At 76.4% G+C, this 24351-nt stretch carries 12 protein-coding genes; 2 read left to right on the top strand and 10 right to left on the bottom strand.

Annotated features, from left to right (window positions below):
- Positions 1-14 precede the first annotated feature (14 nt).
- Together ACLBYG_RS14690 and ACLBYG_RS14685 are read left to right on the top strand one after the other, a co-directional pair.
- The gene (locus ACLBYG_RS14690; protein WP_447681912.1) at positions 15-941 is read left to right on the top strand and encodes an alpha/beta hydrolase; all 927 of its coding nucleotides are present in this window, start codon (positions 15-17) and stop codon (positions 939-941) included.
- A gap of 776 nt (positions 942-1717) precedes the next feature.
- Positions 1718-2818, top strand: coding sequence for an adenylate/guanylate cyclase domain-containing protein (locus ACLBYG_RS14685; RefSeq protein ID WP_447681911.1), 1101 nt, complete (start codon positions 1718-1720; stop codon positions 2816-2818).
- Between the two features lie 32 nt (positions 2819-2850).
- Here ACLBYG_RS14685 and ACLBYG_RS14680 read toward each other — a convergent pair whose 3' ends face one another.
- The 10 genes from ACLBYG_RS14680 to ACLBYG_RS14635 all read right to left on the bottom strand — a co-directional run bounded on the left by ACLBYG_RS14680 (position 2851) and on the right by ACLBYG_RS14635 (position 24332).
- Positions 2851-3249: a hypothetical protein gene (locus ACLBYG_RS14680; protein ID WP_447681910.1), complete on the bottom strand. Its 399-nt coding sequence runs from the start codon at positions 3247-3249 to the stop codon at positions 2851-2853.
- Complete coding sequence (locus ACLBYG_RS14675) at positions 3246-3986, bottom strand: hypothetical protein (RefSeq protein WP_447681909.1); 741 nt, start codon at positions 3984-3986, stop codon at positions 3246-3248. The genes ACLBYG_RS14680 and ACLBYG_RS14675 overlap by 4 nt, the downstream gene beginning before the upstream one ends.
- Positions 3983-5833, bottom strand: coding sequence for a reverse transcriptase domain-containing protein (locus ACLBYG_RS14670; RefSeq protein ID WP_447681908.1), 1851 nt, complete (start codon positions 5831-5833; stop codon positions 3983-3985). The genes ACLBYG_RS14675 and ACLBYG_RS14670 overlap by 4 nt, the downstream gene beginning before the upstream one ends.
- 310 nt (positions 5834-6143) lie before the next feature.
- A complete protein-coding gene (locus tag ACLBYG_RS14665) occupies positions 6144-7808 on the bottom strand; it encodes an SWIM zinc finger family protein (RefSeq protein WP_447681907.1) in 1665 nt (554 codons plus the stop codon).
- Positions 7805-10927: a hypothetical protein gene (locus ACLBYG_RS14660; RefSeq protein ID WP_447681906.1), complete on the bottom strand. Its 3123-nt coding sequence runs from the start codon at positions 10925-10927 to the stop codon at positions 7805-7807. Before ACLBYG_RS14660 ends, ACLBYG_RS14665 begins: the two co-directional genes overlap by 4 nt.
- Before the next feature lie 196 nt (positions 10928-11123).
- Positions 11124-13097 carry an SWIM zinc finger family protein gene (locus tag ACLBYG_RS14655; protein WP_447681905.1) on the bottom strand — a complete coding sequence of 658 codons (1974 nt, stop codon included), beginning with the start codon at positions 13095-13097 and terminating at the stop codon, positions 11124-11126.
- Between the two features lie 9 nt (positions 13098-13106).
- The gene (locus tag ACLBYG_RS14650; RefSeq protein WP_447681904.1) at positions 13107-14237 is read right to left on the bottom strand and encodes a VWA domain-containing protein; all 1131 of its coding nucleotides are present in this window, start codon (positions 14235-14237) and stop codon (positions 13107-13109) included.
- Positions 14234-18109, bottom strand: coding sequence for a DUF4132 domain-containing protein (locus tag ACLBYG_RS14645; protein ID WP_447681903.1), 3876 nt, complete (start codon positions 18107-18109; stop codon positions 14234-14236). Before ACLBYG_RS14645 ends, ACLBYG_RS14650 begins: the two co-directional genes overlap by 4 nt.
- Before the next feature lie 14 nt (positions 18110-18123).
- A complete protein-coding gene (locus ACLBYG_RS14640) occupies positions 18124-22029 on the bottom strand; it encodes a DUF4132 domain-containing protein (protein WP_447681902.1) in 3906 nt (1301 codons plus the stop codon).
- A gap of 47 nt (positions 22030-22076) precedes the next feature.
- The gene (locus ACLBYG_RS14635; protein ID WP_447681901.1) at positions 22077-24332 is read right to left on the bottom strand and encodes a DUF5682 family protein; all 2256 of its coding nucleotides are present in this window, start codon (positions 24330-24332) and stop codon (positions 22077-22079) included.
- Between the last annotated feature and the right edge of the window lie 19 nt (positions 24333-24351).

The raw sequence follows: 24351 nt of genomic DNA, 5'->3' as shown, positions 1-24351 counted from the left end.
CGGGTGGAAACGCGATGCGCAGCGAGATCGACGCGATCCGGGCCTTCCTGCAGGCGCAGCCGCGGCCGGCGGATCTCGTCGCACGGCGCGCCCGGCTCGACAGCTTCGGCCGCCGCGACGCGCTTCCGCCCGGCACCCGCGTCACCCCTGTCGATGCCGGCGGCGTGCCGGGTGAGTGGACCCTCTGCCCTGGTGGCGATCCCGAGCGCGTCCTCATTTTCCTCCACGGCGGCGGGTACATGGCTGGATCCCTCGACAGCCATCGCCACGTCGTTGCGCGCGCGGGGCAGAACGCCGGCGTCCGCACCCTCGCACTCGCCTACCGGCTCGCCCCTGAGCACCCTTTCCCCGCCGCCCTCGACGACGCGGTGGCGGGCTATAGGTTCGTGCTGGAGCAGGGGATCTCGCCCGAACGGATCGCCTTGTGCGGCGAGAGCGCGGGCGGTGGCCTCGCCGTCGCCGCCGCGTTGCGCCTGCGAGAGGCGGGCGACCCGCTGCCCGGATGTCTCTGGCTCTCTTCACCCTGGATCGACTTGGCCTTGCGCGGCAAAAGCTTCAGGACGAAGGCAGCGGTGGATCCCATGATCCAGCGCCTCTACCTTTCCGAACTTGCGGCGGCCTACCTGAGCGGCGCGGATCCCCAGAACCCTTTGGCCTCGCCCCTCTACGCCGATTTAAAGGGCTTGCCCCCGACGCTGATCCAAGTCGGCTCGGACGAGACGCTCCTCGATGATGCGGTGTGTCTGGCCGGCGCGGCCGGAAGCGCGGGCATGAACGTTACGCTTCGGATCTGGCCCGCGATGATCCACGCTTGGCATCTGTTCTTCCCGAACCTTGCGGAGGGGCGCGCAGCTCTCTCGGAGGCCGGCACCTTCGTGGATGGCCACCTCAAGCCGAGAAGCATGAAGCCTAATATGCGAACTGAGGCTGCGTCCGTATAGCCAGTCAACTGATCCTACCCGCGAATGAATATCGGATGATGAGCGCAATCTCGACATGAAATTTAATAAGATTTTCATTCTGTCTTCGTTCTTTGGAGATACTAAGACCAAATATACAAGTTGTAAATGAACCTCCTCTGCAATCGCGGCAGACTCTCGTAAATCTCATCAATGTTTCGGAAGGTGCCTTGCCTGCCTATCTGGCGAACGATCTCTGAATAGGTCCAGATTCGTTTGGCCAGACCGGGTTATTCCGCTCCTCGATTGCAATTTTGATGAAACATGGGAGCACGCTGCCGTTCAGCCCTGATTGAAGAGATATGAACACGTAGCCAGCAGTGCCAAGATCTTGGATGAAGGACCGGCCGCACTGCGGTCACCTTCAAACGAAACTGCCAGCGCTACGTCTTGCAGCCCTCGCACAAAGTGCTAACCATTACCCGTAGACGTTCGTTAGGCTGCTGGCAGAAATAGCCCTTTGTGGTTGCAGGTTCGAGTCCTGCCGAGACCACCAGCCTCCCGCGATCGCGGGATCCGCCGGGGGGCAGATCCCAACCTCCCTGATCGAACGCGCCCCCACCTGTGGCCGCGCGGCGACACCGGCCGACGACGTCGGGTGGACGGCGCAAATCGCTCCGGATCGGTCACGGGCGACCGGCCAGCCCGAGGGCGCCGGCCCGACCCACCCGTCGCGGCGCCCCCCCTCTCGCCTTCGCCCCCCGCCATCGCGTAGGTCCAACCGTGCCCAACGCCACGCTCGACCCCGCCGATCGCCCATGCTCCCACAGTACCGCTGGCTCTGGGCCCTGACCCTCCTCCTCGCCTCCGGCGGGGCGGGCCTCCTCTACAACCTGCTCTTCGTCGGCGGCGCCTCGATGCTCGCCGGCTTGGTCTACGCCCTGGCGGTGGGCGGGACGGTGCTGGCCTTCGTGCCCGGCCTAGCCCTGTCGGGCGTCCAGACGCGGCTGCGCCGCCTGCCGGCGCTGGTCTACATGCTGGCCGCCGAACTGCTCTACGTGGTGCTGATCACGCTCGGCTGCGCGCTCGGCGGCCTGGTCGTCTGGACCTTCGGCCTCACCGCCGACAGCCTGTCCACGGCGGTGCGGATCACGCCGCGGTTCCTCGCCTACTCGCTGGCCGTGTCGGCCCTGCTGGTCTTCGTCATGCGCATGCGCGACCTGATCGGCGGCGAGGTGTTCGTGAACTTCATGATCGGCCGCTACCACAGGCCGGTGCAGGAGGAGCGGATCTTCCTGTTCCTCGACGTGGTCGGCTCCACGGCCTTCGCGGAGACCCACGGCGACCTGCGCGCCCAGGAGTATCTCAGCGCCGTGTTCGCGACGCTCGCCGAGCCGGTCCGGCGCAACGCCGGCTCCACGGACGACTTCATCGGCGACCTCGCGATGATCACGTGGCCGATGAAGCGCGGCCTCAAGGACGCGCGCTGCGTGACCTGCGTGTTCGCGGTACTCGACCGGATCGAGGCCGACGCCGCGGCTTGGCAAGCCCGGTTCGGGACGGTCCCGCGGCTGCGGGCGGCGCTGCACGGAGGTCCGGTGGTCACGGCCGAAGTCGGGGTCGACCGCCACAAGATCGCGTATTTCGGCGACGCCGTGAACGTGACGGCGCGGATCGAGGCCCTGTGCCGCCCGCTGGGCGTCGACATCCTGATCTCGCAGGATCTCCTCGACCGGCTGGACCGGCTGCCCGACGGCGTCCGCGCCCGCCCGCTGGGGACGCACGCCCTGCGCGGCCGCGGCGCGCCCCTGGCGGTCGCCACTCTCGAGCGCGGCGCGGCGCCGGACCGGCTGATCCCGGAGCAGAGGCCGGCGCCGCCGGTGCGGGACCGCGCCGAGGCCGTCGCGGAACCGCGCTAGGCTCCCCGTCGGGGCCGCGTGTCGGTCGCGTCTCAGTGGCGGCGGACCCAGCGCTCCCACCAGCGCTCCCACCCGTGCGCCCAGAAGCGCCGGCCCCGCGCGCTCGCCGCGCGCCGCGGGGCCGCGGCCGGGCCGGCCCAGTCGGAGGTTGCCCCGAGCGCCGCCGGCAGGGTGGCGACGAGCGCCGCCGGCCCCTCGATGTCCCAGCCGATCACGCAGCAGCCGCAGCCGGTGCTGCGCACGCGGGTGAGCCGGCCGGCATGGGCCAGCATCCAGCGCTCGGCGGCGGCGACGTCGTCCCCGTCGCCCACGTCCACGCACAGGGAGGCGCGCGCGTGGCCCGGGGCCGGCGGCCCCTCGGGCATTGGGTCGACCCGCCCGTAGAGGGCCCGCAGGGCGTCGGAATCCGGTCCGGCGTCGCCGGCGCTCACGGCGCGCCCATCTCGGCCAGCTGCCGCTTGGCGAAGGTGCAGGCCGCGAAGTCCGGGTTGATCGCGCAGGCCATGTCGAACGCCGCCCGGGCCCGGGACGCCTCGGCGGCGACGCCCTCGCCGAGGCGATAGGCTTGGCCGAGCATGGCGCAGCCCCAGGCGCCGCGCCGGTCGCAATCGAGACGGAAGCTCCGGGCGAGGCAGGCATCCGTGTCGGCGCGCGTCGCGTCGCGGAAGGGATCCTCCGCGTAGCCGCCGTTCCGGATCCCGGCCGCCCGGTTGGTGCAGCCCGCCGGGAACCCGCCCGCGCAGGCGAGGGCGTAGAGCCGCTCCTTGTCGAGGATGTCGGCGACGTCGAGGGAGTGGTGCTCCAGGGCGAGGGCGAGATCGAAGCAGGCCGGCGCGTTCGACCACCGGGTGCAGAGCGCGTAGCAGGAAGCGGGCTCGCGCGCGCAGCGGCGCTCGGTGGGCCGGCGGGGCGCGAACGCCCACCGCCAGAACGGGCGCTCCCGCGCGAAGGTGTCGGCCGGGCAGGTGCCGAAGCTGCGCAGCAAGGCCGGGTCCTGCCGCAGCGGCGCCGCGATCTCCGCGGCCTCGGCCTTGTTGAAGACGGGTGCGGCAGGCGCCTCGTCGGCCCGGGACGCCCCCGGTCCGAGCGAGAGGACCGGGGCCAGGGCGAAGAGCGCGGCGAGGCTGGTCCGGAGGTGCCCGGCCGGGAGGCTCCGGGCCGGGCTCATCGGCGCCGTCGCCAGCGGCGCAGCAGGCGTCGCAGGCCGAGGAGCAGGGCCACCGCGAGGACCAGAAGCCCGAGCGCCGGGTGCAGCAGGGCGGCCGCCTGGAACAGGACGAAGATCCCCAGGACGACCTTCCAGGGCTTCATCGGGGCGTCGTCGGGCTCGGCGCCCGCGTCCGGCGCGGCCTCTGCGCGGGCGGCCGGTTCCGGGGCGCCGAGGCGCGGGCGCCCCGAGGCCGGCACGCCGCTGCGGCCCGGAACCGGCGCGGCCGCGCGGACCGCGACCTCGGCCGCCTCCCGGGCGGCGGCCGCCTCGGCCTCGGCCAGGATCGGGTCCGGCTCGGGCGCGGGGCGGGGGGCCGGCACCCACCAGCGGGCGAGGGGCACCTCGCCCCGCGCGGACCGGGCGCGGAAGTCCGGCTGCCGGGGCGCCGTCGCCGGGGCCGAATGGCGGTCCGCGAGGGCGCGGGCCTGCGCGACAAGCGGCGCGCCGGTCTCCGGCGTGACCATCCGGACGAACTGGGCGAAGCCGACCGCGGCGCGGAGCACGCCCGCCTCGCCGGCCGCGCCCCAGCGGCGCCCGGCCGGCCCGTGCCGCTCGAGCCCGTGCAGGAGGGCGCGGAAGCGGCGCAGGGTCTCGCGGGGCACGCCGACCCGCTCGTTGACGGTGAGCCCGGTCACCTCCTGGTGCCGGCCGCGGCGCATCACGCGGGTCTTGTCCGGATGGACGGTGAAGCCCTCCCCGGCAACGATGGCGTGGACGTATTTGAGCAGCGCGCCGACCTTCCCGGCGGCCTCGCCGGAGGCCGAGAAGGTCAGGTCGTCGGCGTAGCGCGTGTAGGTGAAACCGAGGCTGCCGGCGAGGCCGGCGAGCCGGGCGTCGAGCCGGGTGCAGACGAGGTTGGTGAGCGCGGGGCTCGTCGGCGCGCCCTGCGGCAGCCGGCGGGGCCCACGGGCGGCGTAGAGGCGGGCGCCGTCGATCTCGACCGCGTCCACGTCCGGCTCGGTGCAGAGCAGCGCCAGCACGGTCGCCACCGGCTCGGCGTAGCCCAGGCCCCGGAACTTCCCCTTGATCCGCCGGTAGTCGAGGCTCGGGAAGAAGTCCTTGAGGTCGAGATTGACCACGACGTCCCGCCCGACATGGGCGGCGGCGTTGGTGACGATCGAGCGGCCGGGCACGAAGCCGTGGGCCACGTCGTGCACGGGGACGCGGGCGAGGAGCGCGTCGAGGATCCAGTACTGCGCCCGCTTCAGGCGCGGCATCGGCGCCGAGATGCGGCGCAGGCCGCCCGCCTTCTTGGGGATGGTGAAGCGGCGGTAATGGCTCACCGCGCTGAGCGCCCGGTCGTAGGCGAGGAAGCGCAGCTCACCGAGGCCGATCCCCATGGCCTCGGCCAGCGCCTTCGGGCTCGCCAAGGGCGGGAGACCGGGGGCGGGCCCCCACCCCGGAGCGTCCGCGTGCGCGAGGCCGGCCGAGACGCCGTCGCCGAGATGGAGGATCTCCGCCTCCCGGCGCGCGTGCCATGCCTGCGCCCGCGCGTGGCGGTCGCGGGCGTTGCGCAGCCGCGTCTCGCGCCGCCGCTCCAGCGCCGCCTTCTTGCGACGGCGATGCATCTCCTTGAGGGCGGCCTCCGGGTCGCGCCACGCCGCCTCCCGCCGGTGCAGGTCGGCGAGGGCGCGGGCGATCTCGCCGCGGCGGCGGATCAGGTCGTCCGGCGGATTGGGTTGCGCTTCCCCGTCCGGCCAGAAGCCGAGCCGGATCATCTCCTCGAGGATGACCTCGTCCTTCGAGCTCTCGCGGATCCGGTCGTAGAGCTGCTGGCGGGTCAGGCTGCCGGGCTGCTGGCTCATCGGCGACCTCCGGCGCAGGCAGGAGGCGTGACGGGGGACGTCGGCCGGGATGCCTTCGTCAAGTCTCGGGACTGGCCCGGTCCACTCGACGCCGGCACGACCACCGGTGCGCGTTTGGGTTCAGCGAACCCAAACCGCGAACGCGCACCGGTGGTCAGTGCCGGCCCAGTGAAGAGCGGGCTAGTGACGCTTTGCCGGGCAGGGTGCAGGGACGGCGAATCGCCGCCCGAAATGCAAGGTCCGCCCCGGCCGACGCCCCTCGTCGCGGGGAGGATAGGCCAGGCGCGCGGCCGCATCAATCGGGTCCGTCTCACGCCTGCCACCGCACCGGCTTGCCCTCGACCTGGGCGTGGACGAGGCGGCGCACGGCCAGCATGTGCTCGCAGGGGCCCCGGGTCAGCCGGTTGTGGGTGTAGAACCCGCACTGGCAGCTGCCGCCGACCATGCGGTCGTCGGAATCGAGATCCACCGCGGGGGTCAGGCTCCGGCCGTCGTCCAGCACGGTCCCGCTCAGGCGCCGCCTGTCGCCGGCCTGCTCGACGGGCCCGATGGTGACCAGTCCGGCCGCCAGGAACCGGTCGGCCTTGGCCTCCTGCTCGGTGGCGAAGCGCAGGGCGCCCGGCGCCAGCGGCTCCCGGGTCAGCTCCCGCAGGCGGTAGACCCGCTTGTCGAGGTCGAACATGGCGCGGCCCGCCTGCACGTAGCCGCCGAGCGCCGCCTCCACGGTCGACCGGTCGAGGCCCGTCTCGGCGGCGAGTTGCCCGGTGTCGGCGGCGTGATGGCGCCGGAGCACCGCGAAGACCCGGGCGGCGGTGTCGGCGTCGACGTCGGCCCGGGGCGCGAGCAGGTCGAACTGCCCGGCCCGGGACCAGTCGTTGGCGGTCCAGCCCGACAGGCCGAGCGTGAAGCGCAGGCCGCCGAAATCCACCACCGCGAAGCTCGGCAGACCGGTGCCGAGGAGGTGCAGCCGCACCGACCGGGCGAGCGGCAGGGTCCGGGCCAGGATCGCGAGCCGCCGCCGGCCCCACAGGCGGATCTCCGCGGCCGCGCCCCCGCGGTAGATCGAGCGCCGGAAGGTCAGCCGCTCGTTCCAGGGCTCGATCAGCACGCTGACCGGCCGGCCGGGCTCGAGCAGGAACCGCAGGGAGCGCGGGCCGTGGCGCTCCCGGCGCGCGGCGAGGCGGGTCAGGATCGCGTGCATGTCGACCGGGTGCAGGTCCACCACGTGGGCGGGCTGCGCCATGGCGCTCGACACCTGCAGGAAGCCCCGTATCCAGGAATCGGGCAGGTCGATCTTGTCCTCGCGATAGGCGGCCTCGCCGGAGGTCTGGACCGCGAAGCCGGTCGGGTCGATCGCCAGCTCGGTGTCGCGGTAGCTGCGGATCTTCTGGAACTCGTCGTAGAGGGCGTGGCTGTAGTCGATGTTGGTCGTGCCGCAGGCCATGTCGCCGATGCGCGCGAACGTGTCGTGGTCGCAGGACAGGCGCCCGTAGCTCGATTCGTCGAGGCTGAACGCCTCGAAGAAGATCTCGTCCGGATGGACCGTGATGACCGGGTCGAGCACGATCCAGGCGTCGAGGTTCTCCCGGTAGAGATAGTCGAAGTACCGCTTCCGCGCGTCGTAGAACGACCGCATCACCGCGTCGGAGCGGGCCGCGATGTCCCGGGACTCGGCGCGCAGCGCCTCGATCTCGGCGCGCAGGCTGTCCTTCTCGGCGAGGGCCTCGGCCAGGAGTTCCTGCTCGTGGGCCTGGAGCCACGCGAAGTAGGCGGTGCGGTCCTTTGGCTTGAAGCGCAGGTCCGACACGACGACGTGGTGCAGGGCGGAGATCGCCTCCCGGAACGGCAGGTGCCGCGCCACCGTCCCGGCGAAGTAGGTCGGCTCGCGCAGGGTGTCGGGAACGAAGCCGAGCCGGGTCGCGTCCGCGTCCGAGACGGCCCGGCTCTCGCCGAGGTAGCGATGGACGAAGTTCATCGGGCCTCTTCCGAGACGGAGACGGGTCCCCGCGCCTCCGGCGGGCGCCGGACGAGGGGCACGGCGAGATCGGGATGCGCGTCGGCGACGTCGCGCAGGGCCAGGATCGCGGCGCTGCGGTCCCGGGCCGTGCCGCTCAGGGTCAGGTCGGCGAGGAGCGGCAGCAGCGCCTCGGCGCGGGCGCGGCTGCGCAGGGCCTCGGCCCGGAGGAAGGCGGCCATTCGGTCCTTGGCGACCCGGCCGCGCAGCACCTGCAGCATCACGATGCGGGCGAGGGGGATCAGCCGCGCGAAGGCCGCCTCGCTCGCCACGGCCTGCTCGGTGAGCAACTCGGTGAGCAGGAGGTGCATCGACGGGGCGGGGTGCTCCAAGAGACGCAGGACCTGCGCCTCCGCGTCCTCGGGCCGGAGCCGGCTGCGCAGGAGGTGGCGGGCGAGGGCCAGGACCTCCGGCTTGACGCTGTCGGTGACGACGGCGAGCGCCTCCGGCGTCCAGGCGGTCTCCGGCCACGCGTCGAACAGGCCGCGGGCGAAGGCGAGGGTGTCGGGCCAGTCGCTCTCCACGAGGAGGACGGCCTCGGCCGCCGCGGCCTGGAACCGGGCCGGGTCGGCCGCGAAGGCCGCCATCGCCCAGTCCCGCACCGCCCGGTACGGGTGGCCGCCGAGCCGGGCGATCTGGCGGACGCTGAGGGCCTCGGGGCGCCGGTCGGGCAGGAGGGCGGCGCCGAGGCGGCGGGCGCCGTCGGCCCGCGCCTGCAGCAGGCGCCACAGGGTGCCGTCGTCGAGGGCGGCGCATTCCCCCGGCAGGGCCTCGCGCAGCAGGGCCACGGTGTCGGCCGCGTAGGCGTCGTCGGGCGCCGCGCGGAACAGGCTGCCGATCAACTCCCGGGCGAGGCGGGGAGCGAGGCCCGGATCCGCCGCCGCGAGGCGCGCCACAAGGGGCCGGGCAGCCCGCCGGACGGCGCTGTCGGGCCCGCTGGCGAAGGCGACGATCCGGTCCGCGTAGGGCCCGAGCCGCGCGTCGTCGAGGCGCGCCAGCAGGACGAGGGCGGCGATCCGGATGTCCTCGGATTCCGCGTCGATCAGCGCGTCCCAGCTCTCCGGCGGCAGGCCGGCGGCCCCGGCCTCGGACTGCGCCAGGAGGGCGAGGCCGGCGGACCGGACCGCGGCGGACGGGTGGGCGATCAGGGCGGCGGCGGTCTCGGACGCGACCGGCAGGTCGCGGTCCGGCCACAGGAAGGGCAGGGCGGCGCGCAGGCCCCGGATCGCGGCCGTCGCGGCCGCGTCGGGCTCCGGCGGCATCGCCCGCAGCCACGCCACCAGCCGCGCCACCAGGGGCGCCGCGAGCCCGGAGGGCAGCGCCCGCGCCCCGGCGAGGCCGGGGAGGGCCGCCTGGACGTCCGGCTCCGGGCTCGTGAGCAGCGCGGCGGCGAGGTCGGGGTCCGACCAGACGATCGGCGCCCCCGCCTCGAGGCGCCGCAGGGCCAGCGCCCGCGCCTCCGGCTCCGGGCTCGCGAGCAGCGCCGCCACCAGGGCGGCGAGGTCGGCAGGCTCGGCGATCCCGGCGGCGAGGCGCGCCTGGGCGGTCCGGAACGCGAAGGTCCGCACGGCGTCGTGCGGGGCGGCCAGCAGGCGCCCGATCTCGCTGGCCGTCAGGGCCGCGCAGGCCCGCGGGTCCGCGCGCAGCACCCGCAGGCCCAGCTGCGCCACCGGCTCGATCCGCCCCTCCGCGGCGAGGCGGAGCGCCAGGTCCGGGCGGGCGCTCCAGAGATCCGGGAAGGCCTCGTCGCGCCGGTCGGGATCGACGGCGCCGGTCTCCAGGAAGGTCAGCGATCCCGCCCGCGGCCGGGCCTCCGGGGCGTGGCGATACAGGAGCTGGCTCGCGGTCCAGTTGCGGGCGAGCGGCCCCCGCGCCCGGGCCTGCCGGCCCCAGGTCCCGTCCGGCTGCCGCCCCCAGGCTGTCCAGCGCGCCGGCGGGTCGAGGTCCTCCGGCCCGAGCGCCAGCAGGAAGCCCGCCGCCAGCGACGCGAAGGCCGGGTCCCCGACGGCGCCGCGCTTGCGCAGGGCGCGCCAGATCCGCCGCTTCATGTAGGCGCGGGTGGCGGTGGACAGGCCAAGCCGCGCCTCCGGCCCCTGGCGCGCCGCGTCCACCGCGACGTAGCGCCGGAGGTCGGGGACGTAGGCGTGGCTCCGGCCGGCTTGGTACATCGCCTGCGCGGTCTCGAAGCGCTGGGCGGTCGCGCCGAACAGGGCGGCATCGTCGGCCATCTCGGCGTGCTTGAAGAGGCGCCGCAGGCCGATCAGGTAGGGCGGCCGCGCCGGCAGCCGGAGCAGGGCGGCGCAGAGCGTCGCGTGCAGGCCAGGCGCCGCCTGCGCCCGCCGGCCGAGCGCCACCAGGGCCGGCCCGACCCGGCCCGGATCGTGCCGGGCGAGGCCGTCCAGCGCCCCGCACACCCCGTCGACGTCGCCCGCCTCGGCCGGCCGGGCGACCATGCCGGGCAGGTCCGGCTCGGCCTCCGGCGGCCGGTAGGGCCCGGTGAGCGGGGCGGCGAGCGCGAAGCGGGCGAGGTCGCGGACCACGCTGCCGGGCGCCTCGGCGGCGATCGCCGCGAGCGCCGGACCGGCCTGTGCGCCCGCCGCCCGGGCGAGCGCACAGACCAGGGCGTAGCTCGCCCGCGCCGGGCCGAGGCCCCGCGCGAGGGCGATCAGGTCCGGGGCGGTCGCGGCCAGCCGCAGCTCGCCGATGCGCCAGAGCAGGCGGTCGCGGTCACGCTCGGCCCAGCTCTCGCGCAGGCAGGCGGAGAGCCGCGCCCGCAGCACGCCATCGCGCCCGTCGAGCGTCGCCTCGGGTGCGGCGGTCTCCGGGCCGTCGACCCGCCGGTAACCGCCGTTGATCTTGGAGACGACCACGCTGTCGAACACCCGGGCGGCCGCCTCGGCGGTCACGGGCTGGGGCGTCTTGGAGCCCTCGCGCATGGTCGCGCCGCGCCGGCCGTAGCGCGTGTTGACGAAGTAGCGCTCGGGCGTCCCGAGGGCCTCGTTCTCGATCAGGTCGACGTCGTAGACCTTGTCGGAGGTGGCGTCCCGCAGGTGGAGGCGCGCCGCGCGGATGACCCTCATGCCACCGCGCCGGCCCGCGCGGCCGGGCAGGGATGCGTCGCGCGCGCGCGACAGTCGACGGGTCCTCGCATCCGGGCTCCTCGCGAAACGACCGGTACGGGCCGGCCGGCGAATCGCGGCGCCCGAAGCCGCGGCAACCTGCCCCAGCGGGACCGAGGGGGCAACCGCGCGCGCACGATTCCGTGATCGGGCCTCATCAGGCCTCTTCCGGCCCGGGATCGTCGCGCATGGCGGCGACCCAGAGGGCGGCCCGGGCGAAGGGCTCGGACTGCGCACCCGGAGCCGCCAGGGTGGCGGAGAGGAAGGCGGAGAGCCGCGCGGCGGTGGCCGGATAGCCGGTCGCGGCGAGGCGTGCGACCAGGTCGGCCCCGCCGGCGCGGGCGCTGGCCGCGAAGGCCCGCCGCCCCGCATGGAGGGCGTTCGCCAGGAGCGCGGCCGCCTCGTCGAAGAGCGTGGCCGGCCCCAGGTCCGGCGCCGGCGGGATCGGGTGGCCGGCGCCGTCGGGGACGGCGAGGTCGGGCACGACGAGCCGGTCGACCGACACCGACCAGGGATCGCAGACCAGGGTGCCGTCCGCGATCCGCACCGGGCCGGCGACCTGCCGCACGGGTCCCCAGCGCCCCGCGCAGGCGCCCGCGAGGGCGTCCAGGGCGTGCGGCGCGGCGGGGTCGTAGGCGCGGGCGAGATGCAGCGTGCCGCCCGCCCCCGGCAGCGCGACGGCGGCCTGCCACGTCTGGGCGCCGGGCGCCCAGGCCTGTCCCAGGACCGCCTCGACGGGGAAGACGTGGAAGGCCTCCAGCCGGTCGCGCGGGCGCAGGAAGACGGGCGGCCGGTCGGCGAGGCGGCGCAGGATCGACGGGACGTCCCGCGCCGCCAGGGGAGCCGGCAGGGCCACCAGGGCGTCTCGCGGCAGCAGCGCCGTGCGGCCCCGCGCGCCCTGGCCGAGGGCGAGGAGCCCGTCGGCCCGGCGCCGCGCGACGCTGGTCAGGATCTGGCCCTGGCCGGTGCCCGAGACGGACAGACCCGGGCTCAGGAGACGCCCGGGCAGGCCGGCCGCGATATCCGCCTCGGCATCGCCCGGCGCGAACGCGCGCTCCAGCGCCAGGAGCGCGCCGGTATCGGTGTCGGCCAGCGCCACCCGGGCGGTGGCGCCGCGCCCGCGGGCGAGGAGCCGGGCACCCAGGGAGACGAGGCGCGTCTTGCCCATGGCGGTCTCGTAGGGCTGGCCGAGGCCGAGGGCGGCCTCCCCGCCCCGGACGCGGCCGAGGAGTTCGGTGGCGAGCGCCAGGACGACGGCCGCGTCGTAGGCGGCGTGGCGCCCGGCATAGGCCGCGACCTGCCCGTCGAGATCCGCCTCCGCCAGCAGGAGCTGCGTGGCGCCCCGCCTCTCGGCCGCCCGCCGGAGCCGGACGAGGGCCGCGCCGTGCGCCTCCGGTCCGGACACGACCCCGGCCTCCAGCAGGCCGGCGACCACCCGGTCGGCGGCCTTCGCGAGGTCCGTCTCCGCCGGCTTCGCCTCCGCTCCGGCCGGGGCCGCGCCGCCGAGGCGGATCTCGGGGGCGCCCGCGGAATCCCGGAAGGCGCGGATCGCCAGGGCGACGTGGGCGCAGCCACCCCCGGCTGCGCAGTCGCAGCGGGCGTAGCCGACGGCGTCGGGCACGAGGAAGCGCACGGTCGCGGTCGGGAGCCGCGCGGCCGGGATTGCGCCCCGCTCCAGCCCGACCGTGATCCCACCCGCCAGGAGGCGCCGCAGCTCCGTCGCCGCCGCGCCGCCGAGCCCCGCCTCGAGGGCCGCGCCGTCGAGGGTGCCGGGATCCCAGGCAACCGGCGCCGCGGCCGGCACCGCCGCACCCTCGGGGTCTCCATCGCCGGTCCCGTCGGCCGGCCCGTCCGCGACCGGGGCGGCCCGGTAGGCGACGACGAGGGCGACCCGGTGCCGGCACATCCCGCTCGCCGGGCAGGTGCAGCTGGCCTCGCCGGGAGGCCGGCCGGGGCCGAGCCGCGTGACCGTGCCGTCGGCGAAGCGCGCCTCGACGGTGCCGTCCCCGGCCTCCGCGAGGTCCGGCCCCTGGCCGGCGGCCACCTCGCGCAGCGCCCGCTTCACCAGCCCGGCATTGGCGAGCTGGATCAGGCCGTCATCCGTGAGCGCGCGGAGGTCGGGGCGGGCCATCGGCGCCGCTCAGGCCCGGATCGCGGCGGCGAGCCAGCCGGCGAGCTCGCCGGGCGTCATCGCGCCGATCTCGGCGCCGGCAGCTACGAGCCGCTGGGCCATCGCCCGGTCGTAGGCGGGCCGCGCCTCCGAATCGAGGGCCGCGAGGCCCAGCACGCGGGTCCGCTGGCCGGAGAGCGTCCGCACCTGCTCGACCAGGGCGGCCTCGCTCGCGCCCTCGTAGAAGTCGGAGACCAGGACCACGATCGCCCGCTCCGGCGCGGTGATCAGGCCGGCCGCGTAGCGCACGGCGCCCCCGATATCGGTGCCGCCGCCGAGCTGGACCTTCATGAGCAGCTCGCAGGCGTCGTCGCAGTCGCGGGTCAGGTCCACCACCGCCGTGTCGAAGGCGACCAAGTGGGTGCGGATGCCGGGGAGCTTCCACAGGCAGGCGGCCATCACCGAGGCGTGGATCACCGAATCGAGCATCGACCCGCTCTGGTCGACGAGCAGGATCACCTGCCAGGGCCGCATCTGGCGCCGGTTCCGGGCGAAGAAGTGCAGCCGCTCGACGGTGATCCGCCGGCTCTCGGGATCGTAGTGGCGCAGGTTGTCGCGGATCGTCCGGTTCAGGTCGAGGTCGCGGGCGCCGGGCAGGCGGGTGTGGCGCCGCCGGTCGAGCACCCCCGAGAACGCCACCGCGAGGTCCCGCGCCAGCCGCTCCATCAGCTGCCGCACCACCTCCTGCACGAGCCTGCGGGCCATCACCAGCACGTCGGGCGCCATCAGGTGCTTGGTGCGCAGGACCGCCTTCAGCAGCGTCTCGTTCGGCTCGACCCGGGACAGCACCTCGGGGTTCGTGACCACGTCGTCGATGGCGTAGAGCTCGATCGCGTCGCGCTCCAGCCGCTCGATCGTCTCGCGGGGGAAGAGCGTGTGGACCGCGTTGATCCAGCCCGGCACCGTCAGGGTCGAGCCCTCGCGGCCGCCCTGGCGGCGCTCCCCCCGCGACGCGCCCTCGGCGTCGCGGCCGTAGAGCCAGTCGAGCGCCTGATCCATGGCGGCCGCATCGCCCGAGAGGGCGCAGCCGGCCCCCGCGCAGGCGGAATCCGCCGCCTCGCCCAGGATGAGCCGCCAGCGCGTGACCGGGTCGAGGCTCACCGCAGCCGCGTCCCGGCGAGGAGGCTCGGTCCGCGCAGGAGCTCGCTCGCCGTCACCGGCGCGAGCTCGCCGAAGGTGCGCTGGCCCGGATCCGACCGGCTGCTCCAGGGCGAGCCGAGGGTCAGGTCGCCGAGGGTCTGCTCCCGGTCCTCGAACTCCACCGCACCGGTGAACAGGCCCTCCGAGAAGGTCAGCGACGCCTGGCCGGCCGCGCCGCCTGGGAAGGTCACGGCGCGCTCGATCCACCACACCACCCCGGCATCCTGGGGCGCCCCGAGGGGCCAGCCCCGGGCGGCCATGCCGCGCAGGCGGTTGGCCTCCACGACGGTCCCGGCGAAGCGGCTCGTGGTCGATGCGGCGGCCTCGGCCTCCGTGAAGGCGTAGGTCTCGCGGGCGAGCTGCGGGAAGGGCTGGACGATCTCGTAGTCGCCGAACAGCGCCCCCCAGGCCGCCAGCGCCCCGGTGTCGAGCTGCAGGGGATGGACGAGGCCGATCAGGCCCGGGGCCGCCCCGGTCAGGTCGAGGTCGAGCGGCGCGTCGTCGGCATCCGTGAAGGTCAGGTCCTCGGCCACCCGGAAGGTCAGGCCCGGACCGGTCCGCGGGTCGGCATCCGCGAAGGTGGCCCAGACGAGGCGCTGGGCGAGGTGGCGCACGAGCGGGTGCGCGGCGAAGCAGGGGCCGAACACCGTCGGCTGGACCCGGCGGGCGCCGGCGAGCATCGCCTCCAGGCGGGCCACCTGCAGGCTCGCCACGGCCCGCGCGTCCTTCTTCAGGGCGCCCCAGCGGGCCACCGCCGCCGCGGCCTTGCCGGCCTCGTCGGCCTTGGCGGGCTTGGGCAGATCCTTGAGCCTCTGGCCGGCGGCGTCCCGGACCCAGGGCTTGAGGGTCTCGTCGAACCCGACCCGGAACCCGCGGGGACCGAAATCGAGGTCGAGGCCGCCGCGCTCGTCGAGGTCGAGGTCGGGGGCGAGCCGGTCGGCCAGTTCCTCGGGGGTGAGGCCGCGGACCTCGGCGAGCTGGGCGATCTTCTGCCGGGCCTTCTCCTGGAGCCCCTTGAACTTCAGCTTCTCGGCGATGCCGTTGAGGTTCATCAGCGCGACGTCGGTGCCTATGTCGACCAGCACGTCGAGGCCGGTGACCGCGCGGGCGTGGGCGGCCTCGCCGGGCCAGCGGCGGATCAGGCGGGTCAGGTCGCGGGCCGTGGCGTCGGTGCCGAACCAGCCCAGCGCGCGCAGGGCCCAGCCGTCCTTCGAGGGTGTCCCGGCGGCGATCCAGGCGGAGAACAGGTCCCACGCGAAGGCCGCGAGGCTCGCCTCGGTGCAGGCCTCGCGGACCATCGGCACGCCGGCGTAGACGGCGTCCGGGTTGGTGAAGGACAGCATCTCGCACAGGGTCAGGATCGCCGCGTCCGGCAGGGCGGTCCCGTCCCGCAGACGCGGCCGGGTCAGCATGGACGGCACGACCCAGGCGGGCGGCTTGCCGACCTTGGCGGGGACGCGGGCGAGGGGATCGCGGTCGAGCACCTGCGCGACCGCCTCGGTCACGTCCGGTGCCTGGTCCGCGTAGCGCGCGACCACGGAAGCGATGATGGCGCGGCCGTCCGCCCGGTCCTGCGCCAGCACGCGCAGGGCGTGCTCGCCGGCGTCGCGCAGCGCCCCGGGCCGGCCCACGGCGTCGGGCAAGAGGCGGGTGAGGGCGGTCTCGGGATGGCGGCGCAGCCAGGCCAGGGCCGGCTCGCGGGCCTTCTTGAGCTTCGTGAGGGCGCGGGCGGCGGGCCCGGCGAGGCGGGCATCGTCCACCGCCAGGACCGCCGGCAGGAGCCCGACCGGATCGGCCTCGACCAGCCCGACGAGGCCCGGCATCGCCCGCTCGCCGAACCGCGACAGCATCGCCCACACGATCTCCGGCCACTGCGAGACGTGGAAGCATCCCGCAACGACGCGCGACTGGGCCCAGAGGGCGAGCGCCAGGGGCTCGGGCTGCCGCTCCAGGCTGCCGACCAGCTGGCGATAGGGCGAGTTCGCCCAGTAATGGCAGGCCTCGTCGATCTGGGCGACGCGGCCGGCGACCCAGGCGATCAGGGCCGGCGGATCGTCGCGCGGCGGCTCGGAGAGCGGGGGCGGGATCCGGCTCCAGCCCTGCGTCGGATGGGAAAGCTCGGCGGCCGCCACGAAGGCCCGCAGCGCCTCCGGGCCGTCGAGGGTGACGGCGTTCCGCGCGCGCCAGTAGCTCGGCGCGACCTCGGGCACTGCGTGGGCGAACGGCGTCGGCAGCGGCGCGAGGGCGAGGACGAGGTCGTCCCGGGTCCGGGCCTTGGCCCGCCAGGGCGGGTCGCGCAGCACCCGCGGCCAGGCGGCGGGCTCCGCGAGGGGCACCGCGCGGGCCTCCGCCAGGGCGTCGAGGATGCCGGCCCCGCGCCCGCCCGACGCCGCGAGCCAGCCGCGGACCCGGTCGAGCCCGTGGGCGTCGAGCGCCCGGTTCACCCGGGCGCGCAGGGCGGGCTCGGACCGGCCGCCCGCGAGGGCCGCGAGGCAGCGGGGCAGGATCGCGGCGGGATCGGCCTCCAGCGCCGCGTCGAGGGCGGCCGCGACGGGCTTCTCGTGGAGGTGGGGCAGCAGGGCCGGGAGCGCCCCGGCCTCGCCCGTCGACAGGATCGCCAGGGCGACCGTGCGACGCTGCTCGTCGAGGGCGTAGTGCAGCAGCCAGTCGAGGGCCGGCAGGGCCGGCTGCCCGGCGGCGCGGGCGACCGCCAGCAGGGTCGCGGCCGCCTCGGCCGCGTCGAGGGCGCAGTAGACGAAGTAGAGGTGGTAGCTGCGCTTGGCGCGCCAGCGCGCGACCGCTTCCGGCGGCGCGTCGGCCAGCAGCAGCAGGTAGGCCGTATCGGCCGTGACGTCGATCCCCGCCGACGCGGCGGCCTCGACCACCGCGACGGGCTGGAGCGGGTGCGGGGCGGCCCGGTCGTCGGCCAGGATGAACGCGAAGGCGCAGGCCGCCGGCCAGTCGTGGTCCTCGGCGATCCGCGCGTTCAGGAACGCGACGGCCGCGTCGTAATCGGACTCCGGGGCGTGCACCAGGGCGGCCCGCAGGGCGAGGTGGAGCGGCTCGGCCCAGGACAGGCGCTGGTAGGCGCGCGGCGTCTTCGGGTTCGGGCGGCGCCGGTCGGCCAGCCGGGCGACGGTCCCTGTCCCGTCCTCGGCCACGGCGTAGTGCAGGATCGCCTCCAGCGCCCGCCGCAGGACAGCGTCGCCGGTGGCGACACGAGCCGGATTCCCCTGTCGGCGCGCCTCCGCGGAGTCGACGATCGCGTCCAACCAGGCGGCGAGGCCGTCCCGGTCCGGCGGCGCTCCGGCGAGGCGCGCGGCCTCGGCATCACCGAGCGCGACCGCCAGCGGCGCCGCGATCGCCCGCCAGGCCTCCGCCGCGTCCGGGCGCGGACCGGGGCGCAGGCGGGTCGGCAGCGGCACCGCCGCGAAGACCGCGGCCGGGGCGGGGGGCGGGACGTGCTCCGGCGGGGCCTCGGCCGGCGGCGGGGCGGCCGCCGGCTCCGCGGCGGGCTCGACAATCGTCTCGCCGACCGGCCCGGACGCCTGCGCAGGGGCGGGCTTCGAGGTGGCGGCGGTCGGTGCCGGGGTGGGGGCCGCGGCCGGCGCCGGGGCGGGAGCCGCGCCGTCGGCGCGGACGTAGCCCTTGGCGGTCTTCTCGCGGACGAGCTTGTCCTTCTCCTTCACGGCCGCGGCCGCGTCGGCGCAGGTCTTGTCCTTGCTCTGGCCCTGGGTGCCGAGGCGCCCGAAGCGGACGGTGAGCGTCGGGCCGGAGACGCCGACCTCCCAGAACTTGGCCGCGCTGCCCTCGACCAGCTCGTAGCGTTCCATGGCCTGCCTCCCTCTCACGCGTCGCCGGCGGCGGCGAGCAGGCTCGGCGTCCGCAGGACCTCGCTCGCGGTCACCGGGTCGAGGTCGCCGAACCGGTGGGCCGCCGCGGCGCGCCAGCCGGTGTCGGACAGGGTCAGGGTCCGCAGCGTCTGGATCCCGTCGCCCTCCGGGCCGGGCCGGTGCCAGAACCCGTCCTCGAATCGGAGGACCGCGACGAGGCGGGTACCGTCGGGCAGCGCGACCGGGCGCTGCACCGCATGGACGTGCTCGCTCCCCGTGTCGGTCGACCAGCCCTGGGGCCGCAGCCCCCGCAGGCGGCGGCCGCCCACCCGGACCCCGTCGAAGCGGTGGGTCTCGGCGGCGCCCCGCTCGGCCTCGGTGAACGCGAAGGTCTCGCGGGCGATCTGCGGGAACGGCTGGGCGATCTCGTAATCGGCGAACAGGCCGCTCCAGGCGGTCCGGTCCTCCGGGTCGAGGTGCAGGGGGTGGACGAGGCCGACCACGCCCTCGGCCGCCGCGACGTCGAGGGCGAGGGCGTCGTCCGCGGCATCGGTCGGCGAGAGATCCTCCGCGAGGCGGAAGACGTGCCCCGGCGGCGTCGCGGGCGCTGCGTCCGGGTAGAGGCCCCAGACGAGCCGCCCGGCGAGGTGGCGGATCAGCGGGTGGGCGGCGAAGAACGGCCAGAACACCCCGGGGGCGACGCGGCGCTGGGACGCCAGCATGGCCTCGAGCCGGGTGATCTGCAGGCCGGCCGCGGCCTCCGCGTCCTTGCGCAGGGCCGCCCAGTGCCGGGACGCCGCCTTGGCGGATTCGGGATCGTCCGCCTTGGTCGGGCGGGGCAGGGCGGCGAGCCGCCGGCCCTCGGCGTCGCGCAGGACGGGCTTCAGAGTCTCGTCGAAGCCGACCCGGAACCGGCGCTCCCCGAAGGACAGGTCGAGCCCGCCGCGCGCGTCGAGGCCGAGATCGGGGGAGAGCCGGTCGGCGAGGTCGACCTCGTCGAGGCCGCGGGCCTCGGCGGCGTCGACGATAGCGGCGCGGGCGGCCTCGCGCAGCTGCAGCAGCGGGCTCTTCTCGGCGATGGCGCTGAGGTTCATCAGCGCCACGTCGGTGCCGATCCCGGCGAGCACGGCGATGCCGGCCTTGCCGCGCGGCTTGAGGCCGGCCTGCCCCCAGGCGCGGATCTGCCGGGTGAGGTCGCGGGCGGCGTGGTCGCCCCCGATCAGGGCGAGCGCCTGCATCGCCCACTCTCCCGTCGCCTTGGCGCCGGCGGCGATCCAGGACTGGAACAGCGCGACCGCGAAGGCGTCGAGGCTCTCCAGCGTGCAGGCGGCGCGGACCTGCGCGACGCCCGCGTAGGGCGCGAGCGGGTCGGAGAAGGCGAGCATCTCGCACAGGGCGGTGACGGCGGCGTCGGGCAGGGCGCCGCCGCTCCGCAGGACCGGGCGGGGCAGGGCGGCGGGGACCACCCAGTCGGGGAGCTTCGGCGGCTTGGACGGCACCTGCTCCAGCGGGTCGCTGTCGACGCCGGCGGCCACCGCCCCGGGCACGCCGGGATCCCGCTCCGCGTAGGCCGCGACGGCGGCGTCGAGGGCGGCGCGCCCCGCGGGCTCGGCGGCGAGGAAGCGCAGGGCCGCGTCGGCCGCGTCGCGGTCCGGGCCGGCGGCCCCGAGGGTCTCGGGCAGGAGCCGCAGCGCGGCGGTGCGGGGATGGGCGCGCAGCCACGCGGCCGCGGCCGGCCGCAGCTTGCGGGTGCGGTGGAAGGCCCGGGCGGCGACCGGGGCGAGGTCGGCGGCGTCCACCGGCTCGACCTCCGGCAGGAGCTGCGCCGGATCCGCCGCGACGAGGCGGACGAGGCCGGGCACGGCCCGCGCGCCGAAGCGCGACAGCATCACCGCGATGGTGCGCCGCCACGCGACGTAGTGGGCGCGCTGCGGCCCGGTCTTCTCCCACAGCATCAGCGCCAGGGGCTCGGGCTGCCACCCGACCATCCGGAACCAGGGCCCGTAGTTGAAGTAGAAGAAGCCGGTGAACGCGTCGCGGTCCAGGTCGAGCCGGCGGTCGAGCCAGGCCAGGGCGGTGGCCGGATCCGCGTCGGCGGCGGGCACGGGCTCGGCCGGCGGCGGGATCGGCATGTCGTAGAGGGCCTCCGCCTCGGTAGCGCGGATCCGCGCCGCGAGGTCCGTCATGGACTCCACCAGCGTCCCGGCCTCGAAGTAGAAGGTGCTGCGGTCGAGGGCCTCGTCGGGGTCGAAGCCGTGCGCGAAGGGCGTCGGGATCGGCGCCACCGCCCGTTCCGACCGGGCGCGCGCGGTCCCGCGCCGCCGCCAGGGCGGGTCCCGGAGCACCGGGGGCAGGGCCTCGGGGGCCGCCTGCGGCGCGCTTCCGGCGGCGAGCAGCCGGTCCAGGCGCCCCGCGCCGCGGGCCCCGTCGGCCGCCGCCCAGGCGCGGGCGGTCTCGTGCCCGTGGCGCGCGGCGAGGGTCACGGCCCGGGGGCCGTAGGCGGGCTCCCCCTTGCCCTGGAGCGCGCGCAGATAGGCCCGCAGCATCCAGTCGGGGAAGGCCGCGTCGGCGGCGTCGAGGGCGTCGCGGACCAGCTTGGTGCCCACGAAGGGCAGGAGCGCGTCGAGGGCGTCGGCGGCGCGGGTCTCCAGCAGGGCCCGGGCGACGATCGTGCGCTCGGGGCCGACCGCCCCCTCCAGGAGCCAGACGAGGCCGGGGGTGGCCGGCTCGCCGGCCGCGTCGGCGACGGCGATCACCGTCGCGGCGGCCTCCTCGGCCCCGACATCGCAGGTCGCCAGCGTCGCCCGGTGATACGGCGCGGCGTACCAGGGCGCGGCCTGCGCGGGCGGCAGGTCGACGATCAACGGCAGGGCGACGTGGGAATTGCCGTAGGCCTTGGGATCGGGCGGGTCGCAGCGCGCCAGCACCGCGCGGGCGGAGAGGGCGTGGTCGGCGCCGGGCCGGTCGTCCGCGAAGATCACCGCGAGCCAGCGGGCGAGGGTGGGCTCCGGGTCCGAAGCGGCGAGCCGGAGGGCCGCGTCCAGGGCCTCCGCGTACGCCGCCTCGGGGGCGGCGACCAGGGCCGCCCGGAGACCCAAGGTGGTGGGGATGTCCCAGGCCGAGACCGGGAGCGAGCCGTAGCGGCCGGAGGGACGGGGCCGCAGCCGGTCGAGCAGGGCCACGAGCGTCCCCCCGGTGCCGGAGCGGGCCACGAGCCAGCGGGCGAGATGCGTGAACGCCGCCCGGGCCGCCGGCCCCTGCGGTCCGGGCTTGGCGCCCCAGGGGCGCTGGCTCAGCGCCGGGCAGGCCGCCTCGAGTTGCTCCAGCCAGGCGCGGACCTCGTCCGGGTCGAGGGCCGGCGGCGCGCTGTCGAGCCGAGCGGCGAGGGCCTCGGCCGGCGCGCGCGCCTCGTCCGAGGCGGCCTCCAGCAGCGGGCGGATCCGCGCCGCGAAGGCGGCCCAGTCGGCGGCGGCGTCGAGGGGCGCGCCGGGCCGGCTGCGGGTGGGCAGGGGCGTACCGGTGAAGATCGGGACGCAGCGCGCCTCCGCGCCGGCGGCGGGGGCGGGCGACGTCCCGGCGGCCCCGGTCTCGGCGGCCCCGGTCTCGGCGGACCGGGCCTCGGCGACCTGAGCTTCGGCCGCCGGGGAAGCGGCGGCGTTGCCCGTCGCCGCGGCGCCCGCTCCGGAGGCCGGATCTGGTCCGGCCGGCGCGGCCTCACCCGCCGGGCGATAGCCCTTGCCGGTCTTCTCCCGCACCAGCCGGTCGAGTTCGACCTGGGCCGCCTGCGCGCTCGGAAAGCTCTTCGTCTTGGACTGCCCCTGCGTGCCGATCCGGCCGAATCTCACGATGAGAACGCTGTCCTCGGCTCCGGCCTCCCAGAACTTCGCCGATGTTCCCGCCGTCAGCTCGTAACGCTGCATGCAGTCCTCTCCCCGTGGCGCGGCGGTAAAATTTTCCTTGTCGCGGCTCAGGTCAACCCGTGGCGGGCGAGCCGCGCGGCGACCCGCGCCTCGCGGGCCAGGGCCTCGGCCTGATCGGCCGGGCGGGCGCGCTGGCGCATCCAGGCCAGGGCCTCGACCTCGGCCCGGGCCTCGCCGAGGCCGCTCCGGCGCAGGATCGCGACGGCGATGCGCTCGCGCTCCCGGGGCGGGAACCACGCGAAGGCCATCCGCAGGGACGGCAGCGCGCGCAGGAAGTCGTCGTCGCCCCAGGCGGCCACCAGCCCCTCGACGGAGGCGAGGGTCGCGTCGGCGGCGATCTCCTCGCGGGCGAGGGCGAACAGGCCGGCGAGGAAGTCGCCGAGCGTCGCGGGCAGGCCGAAGCGGCGCAGCCAGGCCAGGGCGGCCTCCGGGTCCGATCCGGCCGCGCCGCAGGCGACCCGGAAGCCGAGCGCCGCCCCCGCGAGGGCCGGCGGCGTCTCCGGATCGGCGAGGCGGCGGCCGAGCATGGCGGAGAACGGTGCGCGCAGGTCGTCGAGGCCCGGAATCTCCGCGCCGACCTCGCGGAACAGGTCGCGGCAGGCGAGGACCAGCGGGATGGCGCCGAGCCCGGCGCGCGGGTCCCGGACGGCCTCGACGACGAAGAGCGCCCGGGCCGCCAGGACGGCGCAGAGGCGGGCCAGGGCCGGCCGCGCCGGCGCGAAGGCGTCGCCGAACCGGTACAGCCGCACGATCCCGGCCCCGGCGGCGCCCAGGGCGGCGGCGTCGTGCGCCGCCGCGATGCCCGCGCTCAGGCGGGCGAGCAATTCGCCCTCCAGGGTGAGGCCGGCGAACAGCGCGTCGGACAGGGCCCCGGCGAGGATTCCGAGGGAATCGGGCGCCGCCTCGACCCGGGCGGTGATCCGGGCGGAGGCGGCCATCTCCAGGGTCCCGCCCCAGAGCGAGGCCTCGATCAGGGCGCCGAGCCAGTGCGGGTGGCGCGCGAGCGTGAAGCGCTCCCGCGGCAGGCCGGGCCCGGCGCGGTCCGGGCCCTCGCGGGCGATCCCCGGCAATCCGAGCAGGACCAGCCGGTGGAGCAGGTGCGCCCGCGCCCGGTCACCGGGCTCGGCCCAGTCGAGGTCGACGCTGCGGCGGGCCGGCCCCGGCTCCAGGTCGGCGGCGCGCAGGCGCTCGGCGACGTCGGCCACGAGGGGCGGCTGCCGGGTGCCGGGGGCGAGGCGTCCCTCGCGCGGGCCGGTGAGCGCCCGCAGCATCGCGGCGAGCGCTGGGTGGCCGGGCGCGGCGCGGCCGGCCGCCCAGGCGGGCGGGCGGTCGAGGGCATCCTTCACCAGGGCCGCGAGGGCCGCGTCGATCAGGTCGGCGCGCAGGATCGCGGGATGGGCGCGCAGCCGGGCGAGGGCCTCGGCGTGGACCCGCCAGGCGACGCGGTCGGCGGTGGAGACGACCTGCCCGGCCTCGCGCAGGGCCGCGGTGATCGCCGTCATCGCCCAGTCGGCCGCGGGGGCGAGGCCCGACTCGGCCACGCGCTCGTAGTAGCCCGGTGCCGGCATGCCGGCCGCGTAGCCCGAGAACCGGTCGAGCCGGGGATAGGCGTAGGGCACCACGTAGCTGCCGGTGCGCAGGTCCGGCTCCGGCGGCGCCGGCTCGGGCCGGGTCCCGTCCGCGCGCGCGGCGTGGCGCCGGACGGCGTCCGCGTGCCAGCCGCCGCAGACGAGGACGACCGGCCGGCCGCCGGCCGCCCGCAGGGCGTGGGCCGCGTAGGCGCCCATGAAGCGCTCGCGGGCCTCCTCGGCGGGATCGTCCGTGCCGGGCGGGCGCAGCAGGGCGAAGTAGCGGTCGAGCCGGGCCGGCAGCTCCGCCTCGGGCGCCGCCTCGGCGAGGACGTCCCAGAGGGCGTCCTGGTCGGCGACGCCGAGGGCGGCGGCCAGCGCCCGCTCGGCCGCCTCGGCGCGGGCCCCGTGCGGGTCGGCGTAGCGGTTGGCGCGGCGCCCGAAGGCCGGGTCCCAGGCCGGCAGGTCGCAGAACAGCGTCTCGGCACCCACCGCCCGGCCCGCCTCCAGGGCCTGCCATTCCGGCGAGAAGGCGCAGAACGGCGTGTAGGAGGCGGCGCTGCCTGCCGCGTCGGCCCGGAACGAGAAGATCGCCACCGGCAGGTCGTGGCCGAGGGCGAGGTCGGGCAGGTGCGGGTTGAAGTCGACCGGCCCCTCGATCAGCACGCAGGCCGGCCGCAGCGCCGCGATCGTGCGCCGGACGAGCCCGGCGCAGGCCGGGGAATGGTGGCGCACGCCGATGACGGTCAGGCGG

Source organism: Methylobacterium sp. D53M, assembly GCF_053345625.1.
This window is presented reverse-complemented; position numbering and strand designations above follow the sequence as displayed.